Below are 17,640 nucleotides of genomic sequence, written 5' to 3'. Positions count from 1 at the left end.
ACCTACTTTTGCCTCACATTAACCGAGCAAAGCACGGCCATGGTGTCGCAAATGATCTTCGATGAAGCTGGCGATAAAGAAGTAGCTGTGGTCGTAGCCGGGTTGCAGGCGCAGTTCCAACGGATGGTTGGCCGCCTTGGCCGCTTGCTGCAAGGCTTCAGGCTTGAGTTGCACGGCGAGGAAATCGTCGCGGTCACCCTGGTCCACCAGCAGTGGCAGCTTTTCGGACGCTTCGCTGATCAGCACGCAGGCGTCCCACTCACGCCATTTTGAACGTTCTTCACCCAGGTAACGGGAGAACGCTTTCTGACCCCAGGGGCAATCCATCGGGTTGTTGATCGGCGAAAATGCCGACACCGATTGGTAACGCCCTGGGTTGCGCAATGCACACACCAACGCACCGTGGCCGCCCATGGAGTGGCCGCTGATGCCCCGTTTAGCCGAAGCCGGGAAATGCGCTTCAACCAATGCCGGCAATTCCTGCACCACGTAGTCATGCATCCGATAGTGCTTGGCCCAAGGTTCCTGGGTGGCATTCAGATAGAAACCGGCGCCGAGGCCGAAATCCCAGGCGTTATCCGGGTCACCCGGCACACCCGGCCCACGCGGGCTGGTGTCCGGTGCAACAATGATCAACCCCAGTTCGGCGGCCATGCGCTGGGCGCCGGCCTTCTGCATGAAGTTCTCATCGGTGCAGGTGAGACCGGACAACCAGTACAGCACCGGCAGCTTGCCGCCCTGCTCCGCTTGCGGCGGCAGGTAGACGGCAAACGTCATGTCGCAGTCGAGCACATCGGAATGATGCTTGTAGCGTTTATGCCAGCCGCCGAAGCTTTTCTGGCACGACAGGTTTTCCAGACTCATGGCCGACCTCAGAAGTGGATGACGGTACGAATGCTCTTGCCTTCATGCATCAGGTCAAACGCTTTGTTGATGTCTTCCAGGCCCATGGTGTGGGTGATGAAGGTGTCCAGCGGGATCTCGCCGGTCTGAGCCATTTCCACGTAGCTTGGCAGCTCGGTCCGGCCGCGCACGCCACCGAATGCCGAACCGCGCCAGACGCGACCGGTCACCAGTTGGAATGGACGGGTGGCGATTTCCTGGCCGGCACCGGCCACGCCGATGATCACCGACTCGCCCCAACCTTTGTGGCAGCACTCGAGGGCAGCGCGCATCAACTGCACGTTACCGATACATTCGAAGGAAAAGTCCACGCCACCGTCAGTCAGGTCGACGATCACGTCCTGGATCGGGCGATCGTAGTCTTTCGGGTTGATGCAGTCAGTGGCGCCGAGTTGCTTGGCGATCTCGAACTTGGCCGGGTTGATATCGATGGCAATGATGCGGCCAGCCTTGGCTTTGACCGCGCCAATAATGGCCGACAGACCGATACCGCCGAGGCCGAAAATGGCCACGGTATCGCCCGGCTTGACCTTGGCGGTGTTGATCACCGCACCGATACCGGTGGTAACGCCACAGCCCAGCAGGCAGACTTTTTCCAGCGGCGCTTCTTTAGGAATCTTGGCCACGGAAATTTCCGGCAGCACGGTGTATTCGGAGAAGGTCGAGGTGCCCATGTAGTGGAAAATCGGCTGACCTTTGTAGGAAAAGCGTGTAGTGCCGTCCGGCATCAGGCCTTTGCCCTGCGTGGCGCGGATGGCCTGGCAGAGGTTGGTCTTGCCCGACAGGCAGAATTTGCACTTGCCGCACTCCGGGGTGTACAGCGGAATTACATGATCACCCACCGCAACGGAAGTCACACCCTCGCCGATGGCTTCAACCACGGCACCGCCTTCATGGCCGAGGATCGACGGGAAGATGCCTTCCGGGTCGGCACCCGACAGGGTGTAGGCGTCGGTATGGCACACACCGGACGCGACCACCCGTAACAGCACTTCGCCAGCCTTGGGCATGGCGACATCCACCTCTACGATCTCAAGGGGCTTCTTGGCTTCGAAGGCTACGGCAGCGCGGGACTTGATCATCCAGGTTTCTCCAGGGAGTTAAAAACTGAGACCTAGAGTGTAAAACATGGCCATCTGATTAATAATCCAGACAAAAGCAAAACTTTATTGCTGTACAGGGATAATTGCCATGCTGGAAAACCGCTGGGAAGGCATCGACGAGTTTGTCGCCGTGGCTGAATGCAGCCAATTTACGGCGGCGGCCGAGCGCTTAGGCGTGTCGTCGTCCCATATCAGCCGGCAGGTGGCACGCCTGGAAGAGCGGCTGCAAACACGCCTGCTGTATCGCAGTACGCGCAAAGTGACCCTGACCGAAGCGGGCCAGACCTTTCTGCAGCATTGCCAGCGCCTGCAGGATGGTCGCGAAGAAGCTCTGCGCGCGGTCGGCGACCTCACCAGCGAACCCAAAGGCATGTTACGCATGACCTGCGCCGTGGCGTACGGCGAGCGCTTTATCGTGCCGCTGGTCACACGGTTCATGGCGCTCTACCCTCAACTGCGGGTGGATATCGAGCTGAGCAACCGCCCATTGGACTTGGTGCACGAAGGCCTCGACCTCGCGATTCGCCTGGGGCGCCTGCAGGATTCGCGCATGGTTGCCAGCCGGCTGGCGCCGAGACGCATGTACCTGTGCGCATCGCCGTCCTACCTGGCGCGGTATGGGCGGCCACATAGTTTGTCGGAGTTGAGTCGGCATAACTGCCTGATCGGCAGCTCGGATATCTGGCAACTGGCCCAGGACGGGCGGGAATTTTCCCAGCGTGTGCAGGGAAACTGGCGCTGCAACAGCGGTCAAGCGGTGCTGGATGCAGCGCTACAAGGCGTCGGGTTGTGCCAATTGCCGGACTATTATGTGCTGGAGCATCTGCACGGTGGCGCGCTGGTGTCGTTGCTGGAGGCACATCAACCGCCGAATACGGCGGTGTGGGCGCTGTATCCGCAGCAACGGCATTTGTCGCCGAAGGTCAGGAAGCTGGTGGATTTCTTGAAGGAGGGGCTGGCTGGGCGGCCGGAGTACAGCAGCTGACTGTATTGTTGTTTGGGCGGACCTCATCGGGGTGTAGCCCCCTCCCACCTTTGAATATGTTCACAGGTCAAAATGTGGGAAGGGGCTTGCCCCCGATGAAGTCGACACGATACAGGCGACTACCTGCGATTCGCCCACCGCAGCCGTAACCATTCCAGATCTTCGGGCCGGGTCACCTTGATGTTGTCCGAGCGCCCTTCGATCAGGCGCGGTGCCTGTCCGGACCATTCCATGGCCGAGGCTTCGTCGGTAATCACCGCATCGGCTACCAGGCTATCGGCCAAAGCACGGTGCAAAGCACCCAGGCGGAACATCTGCGGCGTATAGGCTTGCCAGATCAGACGACGGTCGACGGTTTCCACCACACGCCCGTGCTTGTCGACGCGCTTGAGCGTATCGCGGGCCGGCACGGCCAGCAAGCCGCCGACCGGGTCGTCCGCCAGTTCGGCGAGCAACTTGTCCAGATCATCGCGACTCAGGTTCGGTCGTGCAGCATCGTGCACCAACACCCAGTCGTCATCGCCGGCACCCAAGGCATTGAGTTGCAGCAGTGCATTAAGTACTGAACCAGAGCGCTCAGAACCACCCTCCGCACGCTGGATACGCGGGTCGGCAGCACAGGCCAGGCTGGGCCAGTAGGGATCATCAGCAGCAAGACTGACCACCACGCCCTTGAGCGATGGATGGTCGAGAAAACAGCCGAGGCTGTGTTCGAGAATAGTGCGCCCGCCCAATTGCAGGTACTGCTTGGGACGGTCCGCGGCCATACGGGCACCGACGCCCGCGGCAGGAATCACGGCCCAGAAGGCCGGCAAACGCTGACTCATTGGGCCAACTGGTAGAGGGTTTCGCCCTCCTTGACCATGCCCAGTTCATGACGAGCACGCTCTTCAACGGTCTCCGTGCCTTTTTTCAGCTCAAGCACTTCGGCATCGAGGACGCGGTTGCGCTCCAGCAAGATCTCGTTTTCGGCGTGCTGTGCAGCAATTTGCTCGGTCAGGTCTTTCACCTGCGCAAAGCTGCCATTACCCACCCATAGGCGGTATTGCAGGCCAGCCAGCAACAAGAGCAAGACGAGGAACAACCAATTGGGACTGCGCATCGAATATCGGGTATCCAGTGAAAAAAAACAGCCATGCAAAACTTTTGCAGCAACTGATAGCACGAAGCCTGGAAGAACCAGGCTTGTGCTTGATAGCCATCAGATTAGCGTCGAAATACACACTGTCGTGAGTTTTCCGACGCAATCCGCCGACCTTTTACCATTTTTACCATGTAGCGATCAGCCGCGAAACTCGCCGCGACCGTTGTACTTGGCCTTGCCAGCCAGTTGCTCTTCGATACGCAGCAATTGGTTGTACTTGGAAACGCGATCGGAACGGCACAGGGAACCGGTCTTGATCTGGCCCGCCGAAGTGCCCACGGCCAGGTCGGCAATGGTCGAATCTTCGGTTTCGCCGGAGCGGTGCGAGATCACGGCCGTGTAGCCCGCCGCCTTGGCCATCTGGATGGCTTCCAGGGTTTCGGTCAGGGTGCCGATCTGGTTGAACTTGATCAGGATCGAGTTGGCGATCTTTTTATCGATGCCTTCTTTCAGGATCTTGGTGTTGGTCACGAACAAGTCGTCGCCCACCAGTTGGATTTTCTCGCCGATCTTGTCGGTGAGGATTTTCCAGCCGTCCCAATCGGACTCGTCCAGGCCATCTTCGATCGAGATGATCGGGTAGCGCTGGGTCAAGCCCTTCAGGTATTCAGCGAAACCTTCGGAGTTGAACACCTGGCCTTCGCCGGACAGGTTGTATTTACCGTCCTCGTAGAACTCGCTGGCCGCGCAGTCCAGGGCCAGGGTCACGTCGGTGCCCAGCTTGTAGCCTGCGTTGGCCACGGCTTCGGAGATCACTTTCAGTGCGTCTTCGTTGGACGCCAGGTTCGGAGCGAAACCACCTTCGTCACCCACCGCAGTGCTCAGGCCACGGGCCTTCAGAACAGCCTTGAGGTGGTGGAAAATCTCGGTGCCCATGCGCAGGCCTTCGGAGAAGGACTTGGCGCCCACCGGCTGCACCATGAATTCCTGGATGTCGACGTTGTTATCGGCGTGCTCGCCACCGTTGATGATGTTCATCATTGGCACCGGCATCGAGTAGACACCCGGGGTACCGTTCAGGTTGGCGATGTGAGCGTACAGCGGCAGGTCCTGGTCCTGAGCAGCGGCCTTGGCGGCGGCCAGGGACACGGCGAGGATAGCGTTGGCACCCAGGCTGCCTTTGTTTTCGGTGCCGTCGAGCTTGATCATCGCGTGGTCCAGGGCTTTCTGGTCCAGCGGGTCCTTGCCCAGCAACAGGTCACGGATCGGGCCATTGATGTTGGCTACAGCCTTGAGAACACCCTTGCCCAGGTAACGGCTCTTGTCGCCATCACGCAGTTCCAGCGCTTCGCGCGAACCGGTGGAAGCACCGGACGGCGCGCAGGCGCTGCCGATGATGCCGTTATCGAGAAGCACGTCGGCTTCGACGGTGGGGTTGCCACGGGAGTCGAGAACTTCACGACCTTTGATGTCGACGATTTTTGCCATTGTTGTAAACACTCCAAAGTTGACGAAAACGACGCAGCTGAAGGAAATCTTTTGACCGACCGCAAGGGTGGAACAACGGGGCAGGCTTGCAGGCGACAAGGCCCAGGCCCGAGGGCCTGAGCTTTTAGCGTGGGATACTTTACCGGAGAAATGGCGCTTACGCGGTCTCTACCGTCGGAAAACTCTTGACCAGTTCGTCCAACTGCTTGAGCTGGGCCAGGAATGGCTCCAGTTTGTCCAGGCGCAGGGCGCATGGGCCGTCGCATTTGGCGTTGTCCGGGTCCGGGTGGGCTTCCAGGAACAAGCCCGCCAGGGACTGGCTGATGCCCGCCTTGGCCAGGTCCAGCACCTGGGCACGGCGCCCACCAGCGGAATCGGCACGGCCACCCGGCATTTGCAGCGCGTGGGTCACGTCGAAGAACACCGGGTATTCGAACTGTTTCATGATGCCGAAACCGAGCATGTCCACCACGAGGTTGTTGTAGCCGAAGCTCGAACCACGCTCGCAGAGAATCAACTGGTCGTTACCCGCTTCCACGCACTTGTTCAGGATGTGTTTCATCTCCTGAGGTGCGAGGAACTGGGCTTTCTTGATGTTGATCACAGCGCCGGTCTTGGCCATCGCGACGACCAGGTCAGTCTGGCGCGACAGGAAGGCCGGCAACTGGATGATGTCGCACACCTCGGCGACCACGGCAGCCTGTTCAGGCTCGTGGACGTCGGTGATGATCGGCACGCCGAAGGCTTGCTTGATGTCCTGGAAGATCCGCATGCCTTCTTCAAGACCCGGGCCGCGATAGGAGGTCACGGACGAACGGTTGGCCTTGTCGAAGCTGGCCTTGAACACGTAAGGGATACCGAGTTTCTCGGTGACCTTTACGTACTCTTCACAGACCTGCATCGCCATGTCACGGCTTTCCAGCACGTTCATGCCACCGAACAGCACCATGGGCTTGTCGTTGGCAATCTCGATGTCGCCTACGCGAATGATCTTCTGGGCCATCAGGGTTACGCCTTCTTCTGATGTTGCGTCAGTGCTGCTTTGACGAAGCCGCTGAACAACGGGTGACCGTCACGCGGCGTCGAGGTGAACTCAGGGTGGAACTGGCACGCGACGAACCATGGATGATCCGGCGCCTCGACCACTTCCACCAGCGCGCCATCACCGGAGCGACCGGAGATTTTCAGGCCAGCCTCTTTGATTTGCGGCAGCAGGTTGTTGTTCACTTCGTAGCGGTGGCGGTGACGCTCGACGATCACGTCCTTGCCGTAGCAATCGTGAACCAGCGAGCCTTGCTCCAGCAGGCAGTCCTGCGCGCCGAGGCGCATGGTGCCGCCCAGGTCGGAAGCTTCGGTACGGGTCTCGACGGCACCGGTGGCATCTTCCCACTCGGTGATCAGGCCGACGACCGGGTGGCCGCTCTTGCTGTCGAATTCAGTGGAGTTGGCGTCTTTCCAGCCCAGCACGTTACGGGCGAACTCGATAACGGCCACTTGCATGCCCAGGCAGATGCCCAGGTACGGCACCTTGTTCTCGCGAGCGTATTGCACGGCCGTGATCTTGCCTTCCACGCCACGCAGGCCGAAACCGCCAGGCACGAGGATCGCATCAACCCCTTCGAGCAGCGCGGTGCCCTGGTTCTCGATGTCTTCTGAGTCGATGTAGCGCAGGTTGACCTTGGTACGGTTGCTGATACCGGCGTGGCTCATCGCTTCAATCAGCGATTTGTACGCGTCCAGCAGTTCCATGTACTTGCCGACCATGGCGATGGTGACTTCGTGCTCAGGGTTGAGCTTGGCGTCGACCACGGCTTCCCACTCGGACAGGTCCGCGCCATTGCATTGCAGGCCGAAACGCTCGACGACAAAATCGTCCAGGCCTTGCGAATGCAGGATGCCCGGGATCTTGTAGATGGTGTCGGCGTCTTCCAGCGCGATCACCGCACGTTCTTCAACGTTGGTGAATTGCGCGATCTTGCGACGCGAGGAAATGTCGATCGGGTGATCGGAGCGGCACACCAGCACGTCCGGTTGCAGGCCGATGGAACGCAGTTCCTTGACCGAGTGCTGGGTAGGCTTGGTCTTGGTCTCGCCGGCGGTGGCGATGTACGGTACCAGGGTCAGGTGCATCAGCATCGCGCGTTTGGCGCCGACTTCGAAACGCAACTGGCGGATGGCTTCGAGGAACGGTTGGGACTCGATGTCACCCACGGTGCCACCAATCTCGACCATTGCCACATCGGCATCGCCGGCACCCTTGATGATGCGGCGCTTGATTTCGTCGGTGATGTGCGGGATCACCTGGATGGTTGCACCCAGGTAGTCACCACGACGCTCTTTGCGCAGCACGTGCTCGTAGACACGGCCGGTGGTGAAGTTGTTGTTCTGGGTCATGGTCGTGCGGATGAACCGCTCGTAGTGGCCCAGGTCCAGGTCGGTTTCGGCGCCGTCGTGGGTGACGAACACTTCACCGTGCTGGAACGGGCTCATGGTGCCCGGGTCAACGTTGATGTACGGGTCCAGCTTGAGCATGGTGACCTTAAGTCCCCGCGCCTCCAGGATGGCCGCCAATGAAGCGGAGGCAATGCCTTTCCCCAATGAAGAAACAACACCGCCCGTGACGAATATGTAGCGCGTCATGAAAAACCCTAGAAGTCTGCGTTAAAGCGGTCCGAGCCGCCGGGGAAAGCGAAGGAAGGCCGAAGCCCCCGATCACCTGCATTAATCACAGTGCACCTTTCAAAAAAACCGCCGCGTGGTGACAGACCAGCAATGAAACACCGGTACGTTGATCGCTACACATTTTTTGGAATCGCCCAGCAAAGACTGCTTGGTAATCGGCAACTGCTGCGATTCAGTCGAATCCACAGAAGTTGTATCAAGAAGGGAGCGTAGTCTACCGGAAAGGCTCTATCAGCTCAAACCTTGATCGCAGGTCTGTGGCATCCAATGTAATTGCCAGTCATGGCTCGATGCTGGCCAAAGTCCCGCAAGGCTGGGCACACCCAGCAATTGCTCGCCCTGATACAGCAGCGGCAATCTGCCACGGACGAAGCCCGGCAAGCCACTTTCGTTAAGCAGGCGCTTCAAGTCACGTCGACCGCGACCTGGCACTTCGATGATTTCGCCGCCTTGGCGGTAACGGACCTGCAACGGACCATCAGGCGCCTCACCACTGAGTATCAACTGACCATTGCCGGCTAACTCTAGTGGTTTTTGCGGATCGGGCCAGCTCACCGTTGCGTCGGAAAATTCCGACCCTGTCGAGGGCAGCCACCAGATGCGCTGACCACAACGGTGCAGCTCGCCATCGGCCAAGCGCCACAGGGGCTGTGCATCGGCCTTGGCGTCACGTAGCGAATGCCAGCCGGCCCAGTGGTCGCTGTCAGGCAGACGGGTCAGTGGCGTCAGCCAATGGCGCAGGGCATTGCGCTGGCGAGCGTCGGAAAGCTTGCGTAAGGGGGCGAGGGTCAATGACGGCAATCTCAGCCAGGGAAACGCTGACGGTTGGTCGGCGGCCTGCAGGTCCATGACTGCCAACTCGTCAAGCAGGCCCTGGGCTTCGCTCAAGTGCTCAGCGGTGCGGGCCAGGCTTGAGACAGCTTGAGGCCAGCGCTCCGTCAGCATCGGCAACACCCGGTGACGCAGGTAATTACGGGAAAACCGCGAATCAACGTTGGAAGGGTCTTCGATCCATTCGAGCTGATGCTCCTCGGCATAGGCTTCCAGCTCTGCCCGCGAGACCTCCAACAAGGGCCGCACCAGATAGCCGGCCGCCAGTGGGCGCTGCGCCGGCATCGCCGACAGCCCGCGCACCCCAGCCCCACGCAGCAGGCGGAATAACAGGGTTTCCGCTTGATCGTCGCGATGCTGGCCCGTCAGCAACACCTGCCCTGCCCCGGTCACCTCGATAAAAGCCTGGTAACGCGCGTCACGGGCGGCCCGCTCAAGGCTGGCGCCGGGTTGCACCTGCACGCGCATCACGCGCAGAGGCACACCCAAGTTGTCGCATATCGACTGGCAGTGAGCAGGCCACGCGTCGGCGGCGGTTTGCAGGCCGTGGTGGACATGGACAGCGCTGAGGGGCGGCAGGGTGTCGGTGTTGGCCAGATTGGCCAGGAGGTGCAGCAGGACGGTGGAATCAAGGCCACCGGAGAATGCGATGTGCCAGGATGGGGCGCTGCGCCAGGGGGCCAGGGCTTGCAGGAGCTTGGCGGGCAGGGTTGGCTTCATCAAACATTACCGCCGCAAATCTGGAATACGTTGACCAAGCATACACAAAGCAAATGTGGGAGGGGGCTTGCTCCCGATAGCGGTGGGTCAGTCACTGGATACATTGACTGACACTCAGCAATCGGGGGCAAGCCCCCTCCCACATTTTGGTAGTGCGTTGGTCTTAGAGACCGTAGCTCATCAGGCGCTCATAACGACGGGCCAGCAAGGCTTCGTTATCCAGCTTCTTGAGCATCGCCAGTTGCGAAGCCAGCTCACCACGGATAGTTGCGGCAGCGGCAGCCGGGTCGCGGTGTGCGCCACCCAATGGCTCGGCGATGACTTTATCGACGATGCCCAGGCCCTTGAGGCGATCGGCGGTGATCCCCATGGCTTCGGCAGCGTCCGGCGCCTTTTCAGCGGTTTTCCACAGGATCGAAGCGCAACCTTCCGGCGAGATCACCGCGTAGGTCGAATATTGCAGCATGTTCAGTTGGTCGCAAACACCAATGGCCAGGGCGCCGCCGGAACCACCTTCGCCGATTACCGTGGCGATGATCGGGGTTTTCAGGCGTGACATGACGCGCAGGTTCCAGGCGATAGCCTCGCTCTGGTTGCGCTCTTCGGCGTCGATACCTGGGTAGGCACCCGGGGTGTCGATGAAGGTCAGGATCGGCATCTTGAAGCGCTCGGCCATTTCCATCAGGCGGCACGCCTTGCGGTAGCCTTCCGGGCGCGGCATGCCGAAATTACGGCGGACTTTCTCACGCACTTCACGGCCTTTCTGGTGACCAATCACCATCACCGGCTGGTCGTCCAGGCGAGCGATACCGCCCACGATGGCGGCGTCGTCGGAGAAGTGGCGATCGCCATGCAGCTCGTCGAACTCGGTGAAGATGTGCTGAATGTAGTCCAGGGTGTACGGACGGCGCGGGTGGCGGGCCAGGCGCGCGATCTGCCAGCTGGTCAGCTTGCCGAAGATGTCTTCGGTGAGCGTGCTGCTCTTGTCTTGCAGGCGAGCGATCTCATCGCCGATGTTCAGCGAATTGTCATTGCCGACCAGGCGCAGTTCTTCGATCTTGGCTTGCAGGTCAGCGATCGGCTGTTCGAAATCAAGAAAATTCGGGTTCATAAGCGTCCGTCTTGGGTCGACGGCCAGGGCGTGCCTGGCCAGCCGGTTGTCTATTCGCGCCCTACCTTAAGGGAGAGGCGCGTTTAGGTCGAGATTAAATGTTTAGTCGAGATCAGACACATCTGACCGTCAACGGTATTGGAGGAAGACGTTGTCTCGCCCGAACTGGTCACGCAAAGCTTGAATCAAGCCGTCAGCGGGATCAATTCGCCAGCTCTCGCCGAACTGCAACATGGCCTTGGCGTCATTGCCGGTGTACTCCATGGTCACCGGGCACGCGCCACGGTGGCGTTTGAGCAGGTCGCCCAACCAGCGTAGCTGATCGCCCTTGAGCGCTTCGGTTTTCACCTTCAAACGCAGGCTTTCGGCCAAATTGGTGCGCGCATCTTCCATGCTCATCACCCGCTTGATGCGCAGGCGCAGGCCGCCGGAGAAGTCATCGTTGCTGACCTCCCCTTCCACCACCACCATCGCGTCGGTCTGCAGCAGCGACTGCGCGGAGTGGAACGCGTCGGCAAACAGCGACGCTTCGATACGGCCCGAACGGTCGTCGAGGGTGATAAAGCCCATCTTGTCGCCCTTTTTATTCTTCATCACCCGCAGGGCGATGATCATGCCGGCAACGGTCTGAGTGTCCCGCGCAGGCTTCAGGTCGATGATGCGTTGACGGGCGAACCGGCGGATTTCCCCTTCGTATTCGTCAATCGGGTGACCGGTGAGGTACAGGCCCAAGGTGTCTTTCTCGCCCTTGAGACGCTCCTTGAGGGTCAGGTCCTTGGCCTTGCGATGGTTGCCGTATACGTCCGCATCTTCTTCGACGAACAAACCGCCAAACAGGTCGGCGTGGCCGCTGTCGTGGGTTCGGGCGGTTTGCTCGGCGGCCTTGATCGCTTCTTCCATGGCGGCGAGCAGCACGGCGCGGTTACGGTCGATATTCGCCTGGTAAGCCTTGGGCTCATCATGGAAATACGGACCGAGACGATCGAGTGCACCGCTGCGGATCAGGCCATCGAGTGTCCGCTTGTTGATGCGCTTGAGGTCAACCCGTGCGCAGAAGTCGAACAGGTCCTTGAACGGCCCGTCCTGACGCGCTTCGGTGATAGCTTCCACCGGGCCTTCGCCCACGCCTTTGATCGCACCCAGACCGTAAATGATGCGGCCTTCGTCGTTCACGGTGAACTTGAACTCCGAGGCGTTCACGTCCGGCGCGTCGAGGCGCAGCTTCATGGTGCGCACTTCCTCGATCAAGGTCACGACCTTGTCGGTGTTGTGCATATCCGCCGAGAGTACCGCGGCCATGAACGGCGCCGGGTAGTGGGCTTTCAGCCAGGCGGTCTGGTACGACACCAGGCCGTAGGCGGCGGAGTGGGATTTGTTGAAACCATAACCGGCGAATTTTTCTACCAGGTCGAAGATGTTACCCGCAAGATCGGCGTCGATATTGTTGGTCGCGCAACCTTCGATGAAACCGCCACGTTGCTTGGCCATTTCCTCGGGTTTTTTCTTACCCATGGCGCGACGCAGCATGTCCGCACCGCCCAGGGTATAACCGGCCATCACCTGGGCGATCTGCATCACCTGTTCCTGATACAGGATGATGCCGTAGGTCGGCGCCAGTACCGGCTTGAGACCTTCGTACTGGTAGTCCGAGTGCGGGTAGGCCAGTTCGGCGCGACCGTGCTTACGGTTGATGAAGTCATCCACCATGCCCGATTGCAGCGGGCCCGGACGGAACAGGGCCACCAGTGCGATCAAGTCTTCCAGGCAGTCGGGTTTGAGCTTTTTGATCAGCTCTTTCATACCCCGTGATTCAAGCTGGAACACAGCCGTGGTTTCGGCTTTTTGCAGCAGGCTGTAGGTTGGCTTGTCGTCCAGCGGGATAAACGCGATATCCAGCGGCTCTTCATTGACCTTGGCGCGGTCACGGTTGATGGTCTTGAGCGCCCAGTCGATGATCGTCAGGGTCCGCAGGCCAAGGAAGTCGAACTTCACCAGGCCGGCCGCCTCCACGTCGTCTTTGTCGAACTGGGTAACCAGGCCACCGCCCTCTTCGTCGCAATAGATCGGCGAAAAGTCCGTGAGCTTGGTCGGCGCAATAACCACGCCACCGGCGTGTTTACCGACGTTACGCACCACACCTTCGAGCTTGCGCGCCATGTCCCAGATTTCGGCGGCTTCTTCGTCGACCTTGATAAAGTCGCGCAGGATTTCTTCCTGCTCGTAGGCTTTCTCCAGGGTCATGCCGACTTCGAATGGGATCATCTTCGACAGGCGATCCGCCAGGCCGTAGGACTTGCCCTGCACCCGCGCTACGTCGCGGATTACAGCCTTGGCCGCCATGGAGCCGAAGGTGATGATCTGGCTGACCGCGTTGCGGCCATATTTCTCGGCCACGTATTCGATCACGCGGTCACGGCCGTCCATGCAGAAGTCGACGTCGAAGTCGGGCATGGAGACCCGTTCCGGGTTCAGGAACCGTTCGAACAGCAGGTCATATTCCAGCGGGTCAAGGTCGGTGATCTTCTGCACATAGGCGACCAGCGAGCCGGCACCTGACCCCCGGCCCGGACCAACCGGTACGCCGTTGCTTTTGGCCCACTGGATAAAGTCCATTACGATCAGGAAGTAACCGGGGAATCCCATCTGGATGATGATATCCAGCTCGAAATTCAGCCGGTCGACATAAACCTGGCGCTTGGCGTCGTAATCCTCGGTGGTGTCCTTGGGCAGCAGGACAGACAAACGCTCTTCCAGGCCATCGAACGAGACCTTGCGGAAGTACTCATCGATGGTCATGCCATCGGGAATCGGGAAGTTGGGCAGGAAGTGCTTGCCCAACTTGACCTCGATGTTGCAGCGCTTCGCGATCTCTACCGAGTTTTCCAAGGCCTCGGGCAGGTCGCTGAACAGCTCGGCCATCTCGTCGGCGCTTTTGAGGTATTGCTCTTCGCTGTAGTTCTTCGAGCGACGCGGGTCATCCAGGGCCCGGCCTTCGCCGATGCACACACGGGTTTCGTGGGCTTCGAAGTCTTCCTTCTTGATGAAGCGCACATCGTTGGTCGCCACCAGCGGCGCGCCCAGCTTGTCGGCCAGGGCTACCGCGGCGTGCAGGTGTTCTTCGTCGTTGGGGCGATTGGTGCGCTGGATTTCGAGGTAGAAACGGTCCGGGAAGACCTGCATCCATTCGCGCGCCAGCACTTCGGCTTCCTGCGGGTTGCCGCCCAGTAGCGCGATACCGATCTCGCCCTCTTTGGCGGCCGACAGCATGATCAGGCCTTCGCTGGCCTCGGCGACCCATTCACGCTCGATGATGATCGAGCCATTGCGCTGGCCGTCGATGAAACCCCGGGAAATCAGTTCGGTGAGGTTGCGATAGCCCACGCCGTTCATCGCCAACAGGCTGATGCGGCTCAGGGGGTTATCCGGGTCTTTGTTGGACAGCCACAGGTCGGCGCCACAGATCGGCTTGATGCCGGCGCCCATGGCGTTCTTGTAGAACTTGACCAGGGAACACATATTGTTCTGATCGGTAACCGCGACCGCAGGCATGTTCATGCCCACCAGGGTTTTGACCAGCGGTTTGATCCGTACCAGGCCGTCGACCAGGGAGTATTCAGTGTGCAGGCGTAGGTGAACGAATGAAGCCGGCATAGTGATCCTGTCTAGAAACTTAGAAACAACAAGGCCCGGGATTGTACCGGGCCTTGAGCAAAACATCAGCCTACGCGACTACACCTCGCTGAGGCTCTCGCGCAGCTCGTAGGCCTGGCGCACAGGGGCGAACGAGCGGCGGTGGATCGGCGTCGGGCCAAGGCGAGCCAGGGCTTCCAGATGAACGGGCGTCGGGTAGCCTTTATGACCGCCAATGCCGTAGCCGGGGTAGATCAATTCGAACGCGGCCATTTCCCGGTCACGGCTGACTTTGGCCAGGATCGAGGCAGCGGCGATGGCCGGCACCTTGCTATCTCCCTTGACCACCGCTTCGGAAGGCATGGCCAGCTTGGGGCAGCGGTTGCCGTCGATCATCGCCATTTTCGGGGTGATGTGCAGCCCCTCGACCGCACGCTGCATGGCCAGCATGGTGGCGTGCAGAATGTTCAGTTCGTCGATTTCTTCGACTTCGGCGCGGGCGATATGCCAGCTCAGTGCTTTCTCACAGATCTCGTCGTAGAGCTTTTCGCGGCGCGCTTCAGTGAGCTTCTTCGAGTCGTTGAGGCCGAGGATCGGACGGTTCGGATCAAGAATCACCGCCGCCGTGACCACGGCACCACACAAAGGCCCGCGCCCTACTTCGTCAACACCGGCCACCAGCTCGTGGGCTTGGGCAACCAGGCTGAAATCCAGGCCCATTTGCGTCTTCATAAGGCTTCCTGTTTCTGGCCGATCAAGCTCAACACGGCGTCGGCCGCCTGGTTCGACGCATCACGACGCAGGGTGCGGTGGATGTCGTCGAAACCACGGGTCTGCTCTTCGCCACCGTCGATCAAGGGTAGTAGGGTTTGCGCGAGGGCCTCCGGCGTTGCATCGTCCTGCAAAAACTCCGGCACCAACAGGCGTTGGGCCAGCAGGTTGGGCAAGGAGATGTAGGGACTTTTGACCATGCGCTTGAGAATCCAGAAAGTCAGCGGCGCCAGGCGGTAGGCCACGACCATCGGGCGCTTGTACAGCAAGGCCTCGAGGGTGGCCGTGCCCGAAGCGATCAGTACCGCATCGCAGGCCGCCAGGGCCAGGTGCGACTGGCCATCGAGCAAGGTCAACGGCAGGTTGCGACCTTCCAGCAGTGTTTCGATCTGCACACGACGTTGCGGGCTGGCGCAGGGCAGCACGAAACGTACGCCTGGCTTCAGCGCCTGCAGACGCTCGGCGGCGTCGAAAAACACCGAGGCCAGGCGGCCGACTTCACCTCCACGGCTGCCTGGCATCAACGCTACCAACGGGCCGTCTGGCAAGCCCAGCTCGGCACGTGCTGCCGTGCGGTCAGCCTCCAAGGGAATGGTGTCGGCCAGGGTATGCCCGACAAACCGTACCGGCACGCCCTTTTCTTCATAGAACCGGGCTTCGAACGGCAGCAGGGTCAGCATCAGGTCGCAGCCCTCACGGATCTTGAGCACGCGCTTCTGCCGCCACGCCCAAACGGAGGGGCTGACGTAGTGCACGGTCTTGATGCCGGCCTGACGCAACTTGAGTTCGAGAGTGAGGGTGAAGTCCGGCGCGTCGATCCCGATGAACACATCAGGCTTTTCTTCGATCAAGGTCTGGATCAGCAGCTTGCGACGGGCCAACAGCTCGCGCAGGCGCCCCAGCACCTCAACCAACCCCATGACCGACAAGCGCTCCATGGGGAAGTAGGACGTAAGCCCTTCAGCCTGCATCAGCGGGCCGCCGACACCGATAAATTGCACCGCCGGATGCTGGGCCTTGAGGGCCCGCATAAGACCTGCGCCCAGAATGTCGCCGGAAGCTTCCCCGGCCACCAGCGCGATACGCAGATTAGCCATGATTAGCGGGTGATACCGCGAGTCGACGCCTGGATCGAGTCACGGAACACCGCGACTTCCGGGAACAACGCTGCCGGCTCGAGCAGTTGGGTCAATGCCTGGTCGACCGTGAGCCCTTGGCGGTAAACCACCTTGTAGGCGCGGCGCAGGGCGTGGATGGCTTCTTCGCTGAAACCGCGACGGCGCATGCCTTCGAAATTCATGCTGCGGGCTTCGGCCGGGTTGCCGAATACCGTGACGAACGCCGGAACATCCTTACCGATAGCGGTGCCCATGCCGGAAAAGCTGTGGGCGCCGATATGGCAATACTGATGCACCAGGGTGAACCCGGACAGGATCGCCCAATCGTCAACGTGCACATGGCCCGCCAACGCGGTGTTGTTGACCAGGATGCAGTGGTTGCCGATGACGCTGTCGTGGCCGATATGGGCATAGGCCATGACCAGGTTGTGATCACCCAGCGTGGTTTCGGCCCGATCCTGCACGGTGCCACGGTGAATGGTCACGCCTTCACGGATGATGTTGTGATCACCGATTACCAGGCGCGTCTCTTCACCCTTGTACTTCATGTCCGGGGTGTCTTCGCCTACCGAGGAGAACTGGTAGATGCGATTGTGTTTGCCAATGCGGGTCGGACCTTTGAGGATCACGTGCGGCCCGATGACAGTCCCCTCGCCGATTTCCACACCTGCGCCGATGATCGACCAAGGGCCGACCTCAACGTCGGCGGCCAGTACGGCCGACGGATCGATGATTGCGCGAGGGTCAATCAAACTCATAGTTTGCGTTCCGCACAGATGATCTCAGCGGAGCACACCGGCTTGCCGTCCACCGAGGCCTGGCATTCGAACTTCCAGATCTGGCGCTTGCAGCTGATGAACTTGGCTTCCAGGATCAGCTGGTCACCCGGGGTAACCGGGTTGCGGAAACGCAACTTGTCGGAGCCCACGAAATAGTAAAGCGTGCCGTCGGCAGGCTTGAGGTCAAGCATTTTGAAACCAAGGATACCGGCAGCCTGGGCCATCGCTTCGATGATCAACACGCCCGGCATGATGGGGTGTGCAGGAAAGTGACCATTGAAGAACGGTTCGTTGATGCTGACATTCTTGTAGGCACGAATGCGCTTTTCCTCGACATTGAGGTCCACTACGCGGTCCACCAGCAGGAACGGGTAACGGTGAGGCAGGTATTCGCGAATCTCGTTGATGTCCATCATTTCGGGGGGAAGCCTGTAA

Annotated in this window: 15 protein-coding genes; 1 reads left to right on the top strand and 14 read right to left on the bottom strand. The window is 60.1% G+C overall.

Going from position 1 to position 17,640, the window contains the following annotated elements:
• Window positions 1–18: 18 nt before the first annotated feature.
• Entirely contained in the window at window positions 19–864 is an 846-nt protein-coding gene (gene fghA, locus AO064_RS25205; RefSeq protein ID WP_064054969.1) for an S-formylglutathione hydrolase, read from the bottom strand.
• Window positions 865–872: 8 nt separating this feature from the next.
• Window positions 873–1,985: an S-(hydroxymethyl)glutathione dehydrogenase/class III alcohol dehydrogenase gene (locus AO064_RS25200; RefSeq protein ID WP_012722612.1), complete on the bottom strand. Its 1,113-nt coding sequence runs from the start codon at window positions 1,983–1,985 to the stop codon at window positions 873–875.
• A 109-nt stretch (window positions 1,986–2,094) separates the two neighbouring features.
• Between AO064_RS25200 and AO064_RS25195 the strand changes: the two genes are divergently transcribed.
• Window positions 2,095–2,991, top strand: coding sequence for a LysR substrate-binding domain-containing protein (locus AO064_RS25195; RefSeq protein ID WP_064054968.1), 897 nt, complete (start codon window positions 2,095–2,097; stop codon window positions 2,989–2,991).
• Between the two features lie 119 nt (window positions 2,992–3,110).
• Here AO064_RS25195 and ispD read toward each other — a convergent pair whose 3' ends face one another.
• The 12 genes from ispD to fabZ form a co-directional block, all read right to left on the bottom strand.
• Complete coding sequence (gene ispD, locus AO064_RS25190; RefSeq protein ID WP_064054967.1) at window positions 3,111–3,818, bottom strand: 2-C-methyl-D-erythritol 4-phosphate cytidylyltransferase; 708 nt, start codon at window positions 3,816–3,818, stop codon at window positions 3,111–3,113.
• A complete protein-coding gene (ftsB, locus tag AO064_RS25185) occupies window positions 3,815–4,093 on the bottom strand; it encodes a cell division protein FtsB (protein ID WP_003231201.1) in 279 nt (92 codons plus the stop codon). Before ftsB ends, ispD begins: the two co-directional genes overlap by 4 nt.
• A gap of 180 nt (window positions 4,094–4,273) precedes the next feature.
• Window positions 4,274–5,563: a phosphopyruvate hydratase gene (eno, locus tag AO064_RS25180; RefSeq protein ID WP_003189193.1), complete on the bottom strand. Its 1,290-nt coding sequence runs from the start codon at window positions 5,561–5,563 to the stop codon at window positions 4,274–4,276.
• A 157-nt stretch (window positions 5,564–5,720) separates the two neighbouring features.
• Window positions 5,721–6,566 carry a 3-deoxy-8-phosphooctulonate synthase gene (kdsA, locus tag AO064_RS25175; RefSeq protein ID WP_010212442.1) on the bottom strand — a complete coding sequence of 282 codons (846 nt, stop codon included), beginning with the start codon at window positions 6,564–6,566 and terminating at the stop codon, window positions 5,721–5,723.
• A 5-nt stretch (window positions 6,567–6,571) separates the two neighbouring features.
• Window positions 6,572–8,203, bottom strand: a complete 1,632-nt coding sequence (locus AO064_RS25170) for a CTP synthase (protein ID WP_012722609.1) — start codon at window positions 8,201–8,203, stop codon at window positions 6,572–6,574.
• Window positions 8,204–8,476: 273 nt separating this feature from the next.
• Window positions 8,477–9,796, bottom strand: coding sequence for a tRNA lysidine(34) synthetase TilS (tilS, locus tag AO064_RS25165; RefSeq protein ID WP_064054966.1), 1,320 nt, complete (start codon window positions 9,794–9,796; stop codon window positions 8,477–8,479).
• Window positions 9,797–9,959: 163 nt separating this feature from the next.
• Window positions 9,960–10,907 carry an acetyl-CoA carboxylase carboxyltransferase subunit alpha gene (locus AO064_RS25160; RefSeq protein ID WP_012722607.1) on the bottom strand — a complete coding sequence of 316 codons (948 nt, stop codon included), beginning with the start codon at window positions 10,905–10,907 and terminating at the stop codon, window positions 9,960–9,962.
• A 129-nt stretch (window positions 10,908–11,036) separates the two neighbouring features.
• Window positions 11,037–14,558 carry a DNA polymerase III subunit alpha gene (dnaE, locus tag AO064_RS25155; RefSeq protein ID WP_046036638.1) on the bottom strand — a complete coding sequence of 1,174 codons (3,522 nt, stop codon included), beginning with the start codon at window positions 14,556–14,558 and terminating at the stop codon, window positions 11,037–11,039.
• A 78-nt stretch (window positions 14,559–14,636) separates the two neighbouring features.
• A complete protein-coding gene (rnhB, locus tag AO064_RS25150; RefSeq protein ID WP_046036637.1) occupies window positions 14,637–15,269 on the bottom strand; it encodes a ribonuclease HII in 633 nt (210 codons plus the stop codon).
• Window positions 15,266–16,405: a lipid-A-disaccharide synthase gene (gene lpxB, locus AO064_RS25145; RefSeq protein WP_064054965.1), complete on the bottom strand. Its 1,140-nt coding sequence runs from the start codon at window positions 16,403–16,405 to the stop codon at window positions 15,266–15,268. Before lpxB ends, rnhB begins: the two co-directional genes overlap by 4 nt.
• 2 nt (window positions 16,406–16,407) lie before the next feature.
• On the bottom strand, window positions 16,408–17,184 hold the full coding sequence (gene lpxA / locus AO064_RS25140) for an acyl-ACP--UDP-N-acetylglucosamine O-acyltransferase (protein WP_012722603.1): 777 nt from the start codon (window positions 17,182–17,184) through the stop codon (window positions 16,408–16,410).
• On the bottom strand, window positions 17,181–17,621 hold the full coding sequence (gene fabZ / locus AO064_RS25135) for a 3-hydroxyacyl-ACP dehydratase FabZ (protein WP_003172281.1): 441 nt from the start codon (window positions 17,619–17,621) through the stop codon (window positions 17,181–17,183). The genes lpxA and fabZ overlap by 4 nt, the downstream gene beginning before the upstream one ends.
• Window positions 17,622–17,640 lie beyond the last annotated feature (19 nt).

This window comes from Pseudomonas marginalis, assembly GCF_001645105.1.
Classification (GTDB): Bacteria; Pseudomonadota; Gammaproteobacteria; order Pseudomonadales; family Pseudomonadaceae; genus Aquipseudomonas; species Aquipseudomonas petroselini.
This window is presented reverse-complemented; position numbering and strand designations above follow the sequence as displayed.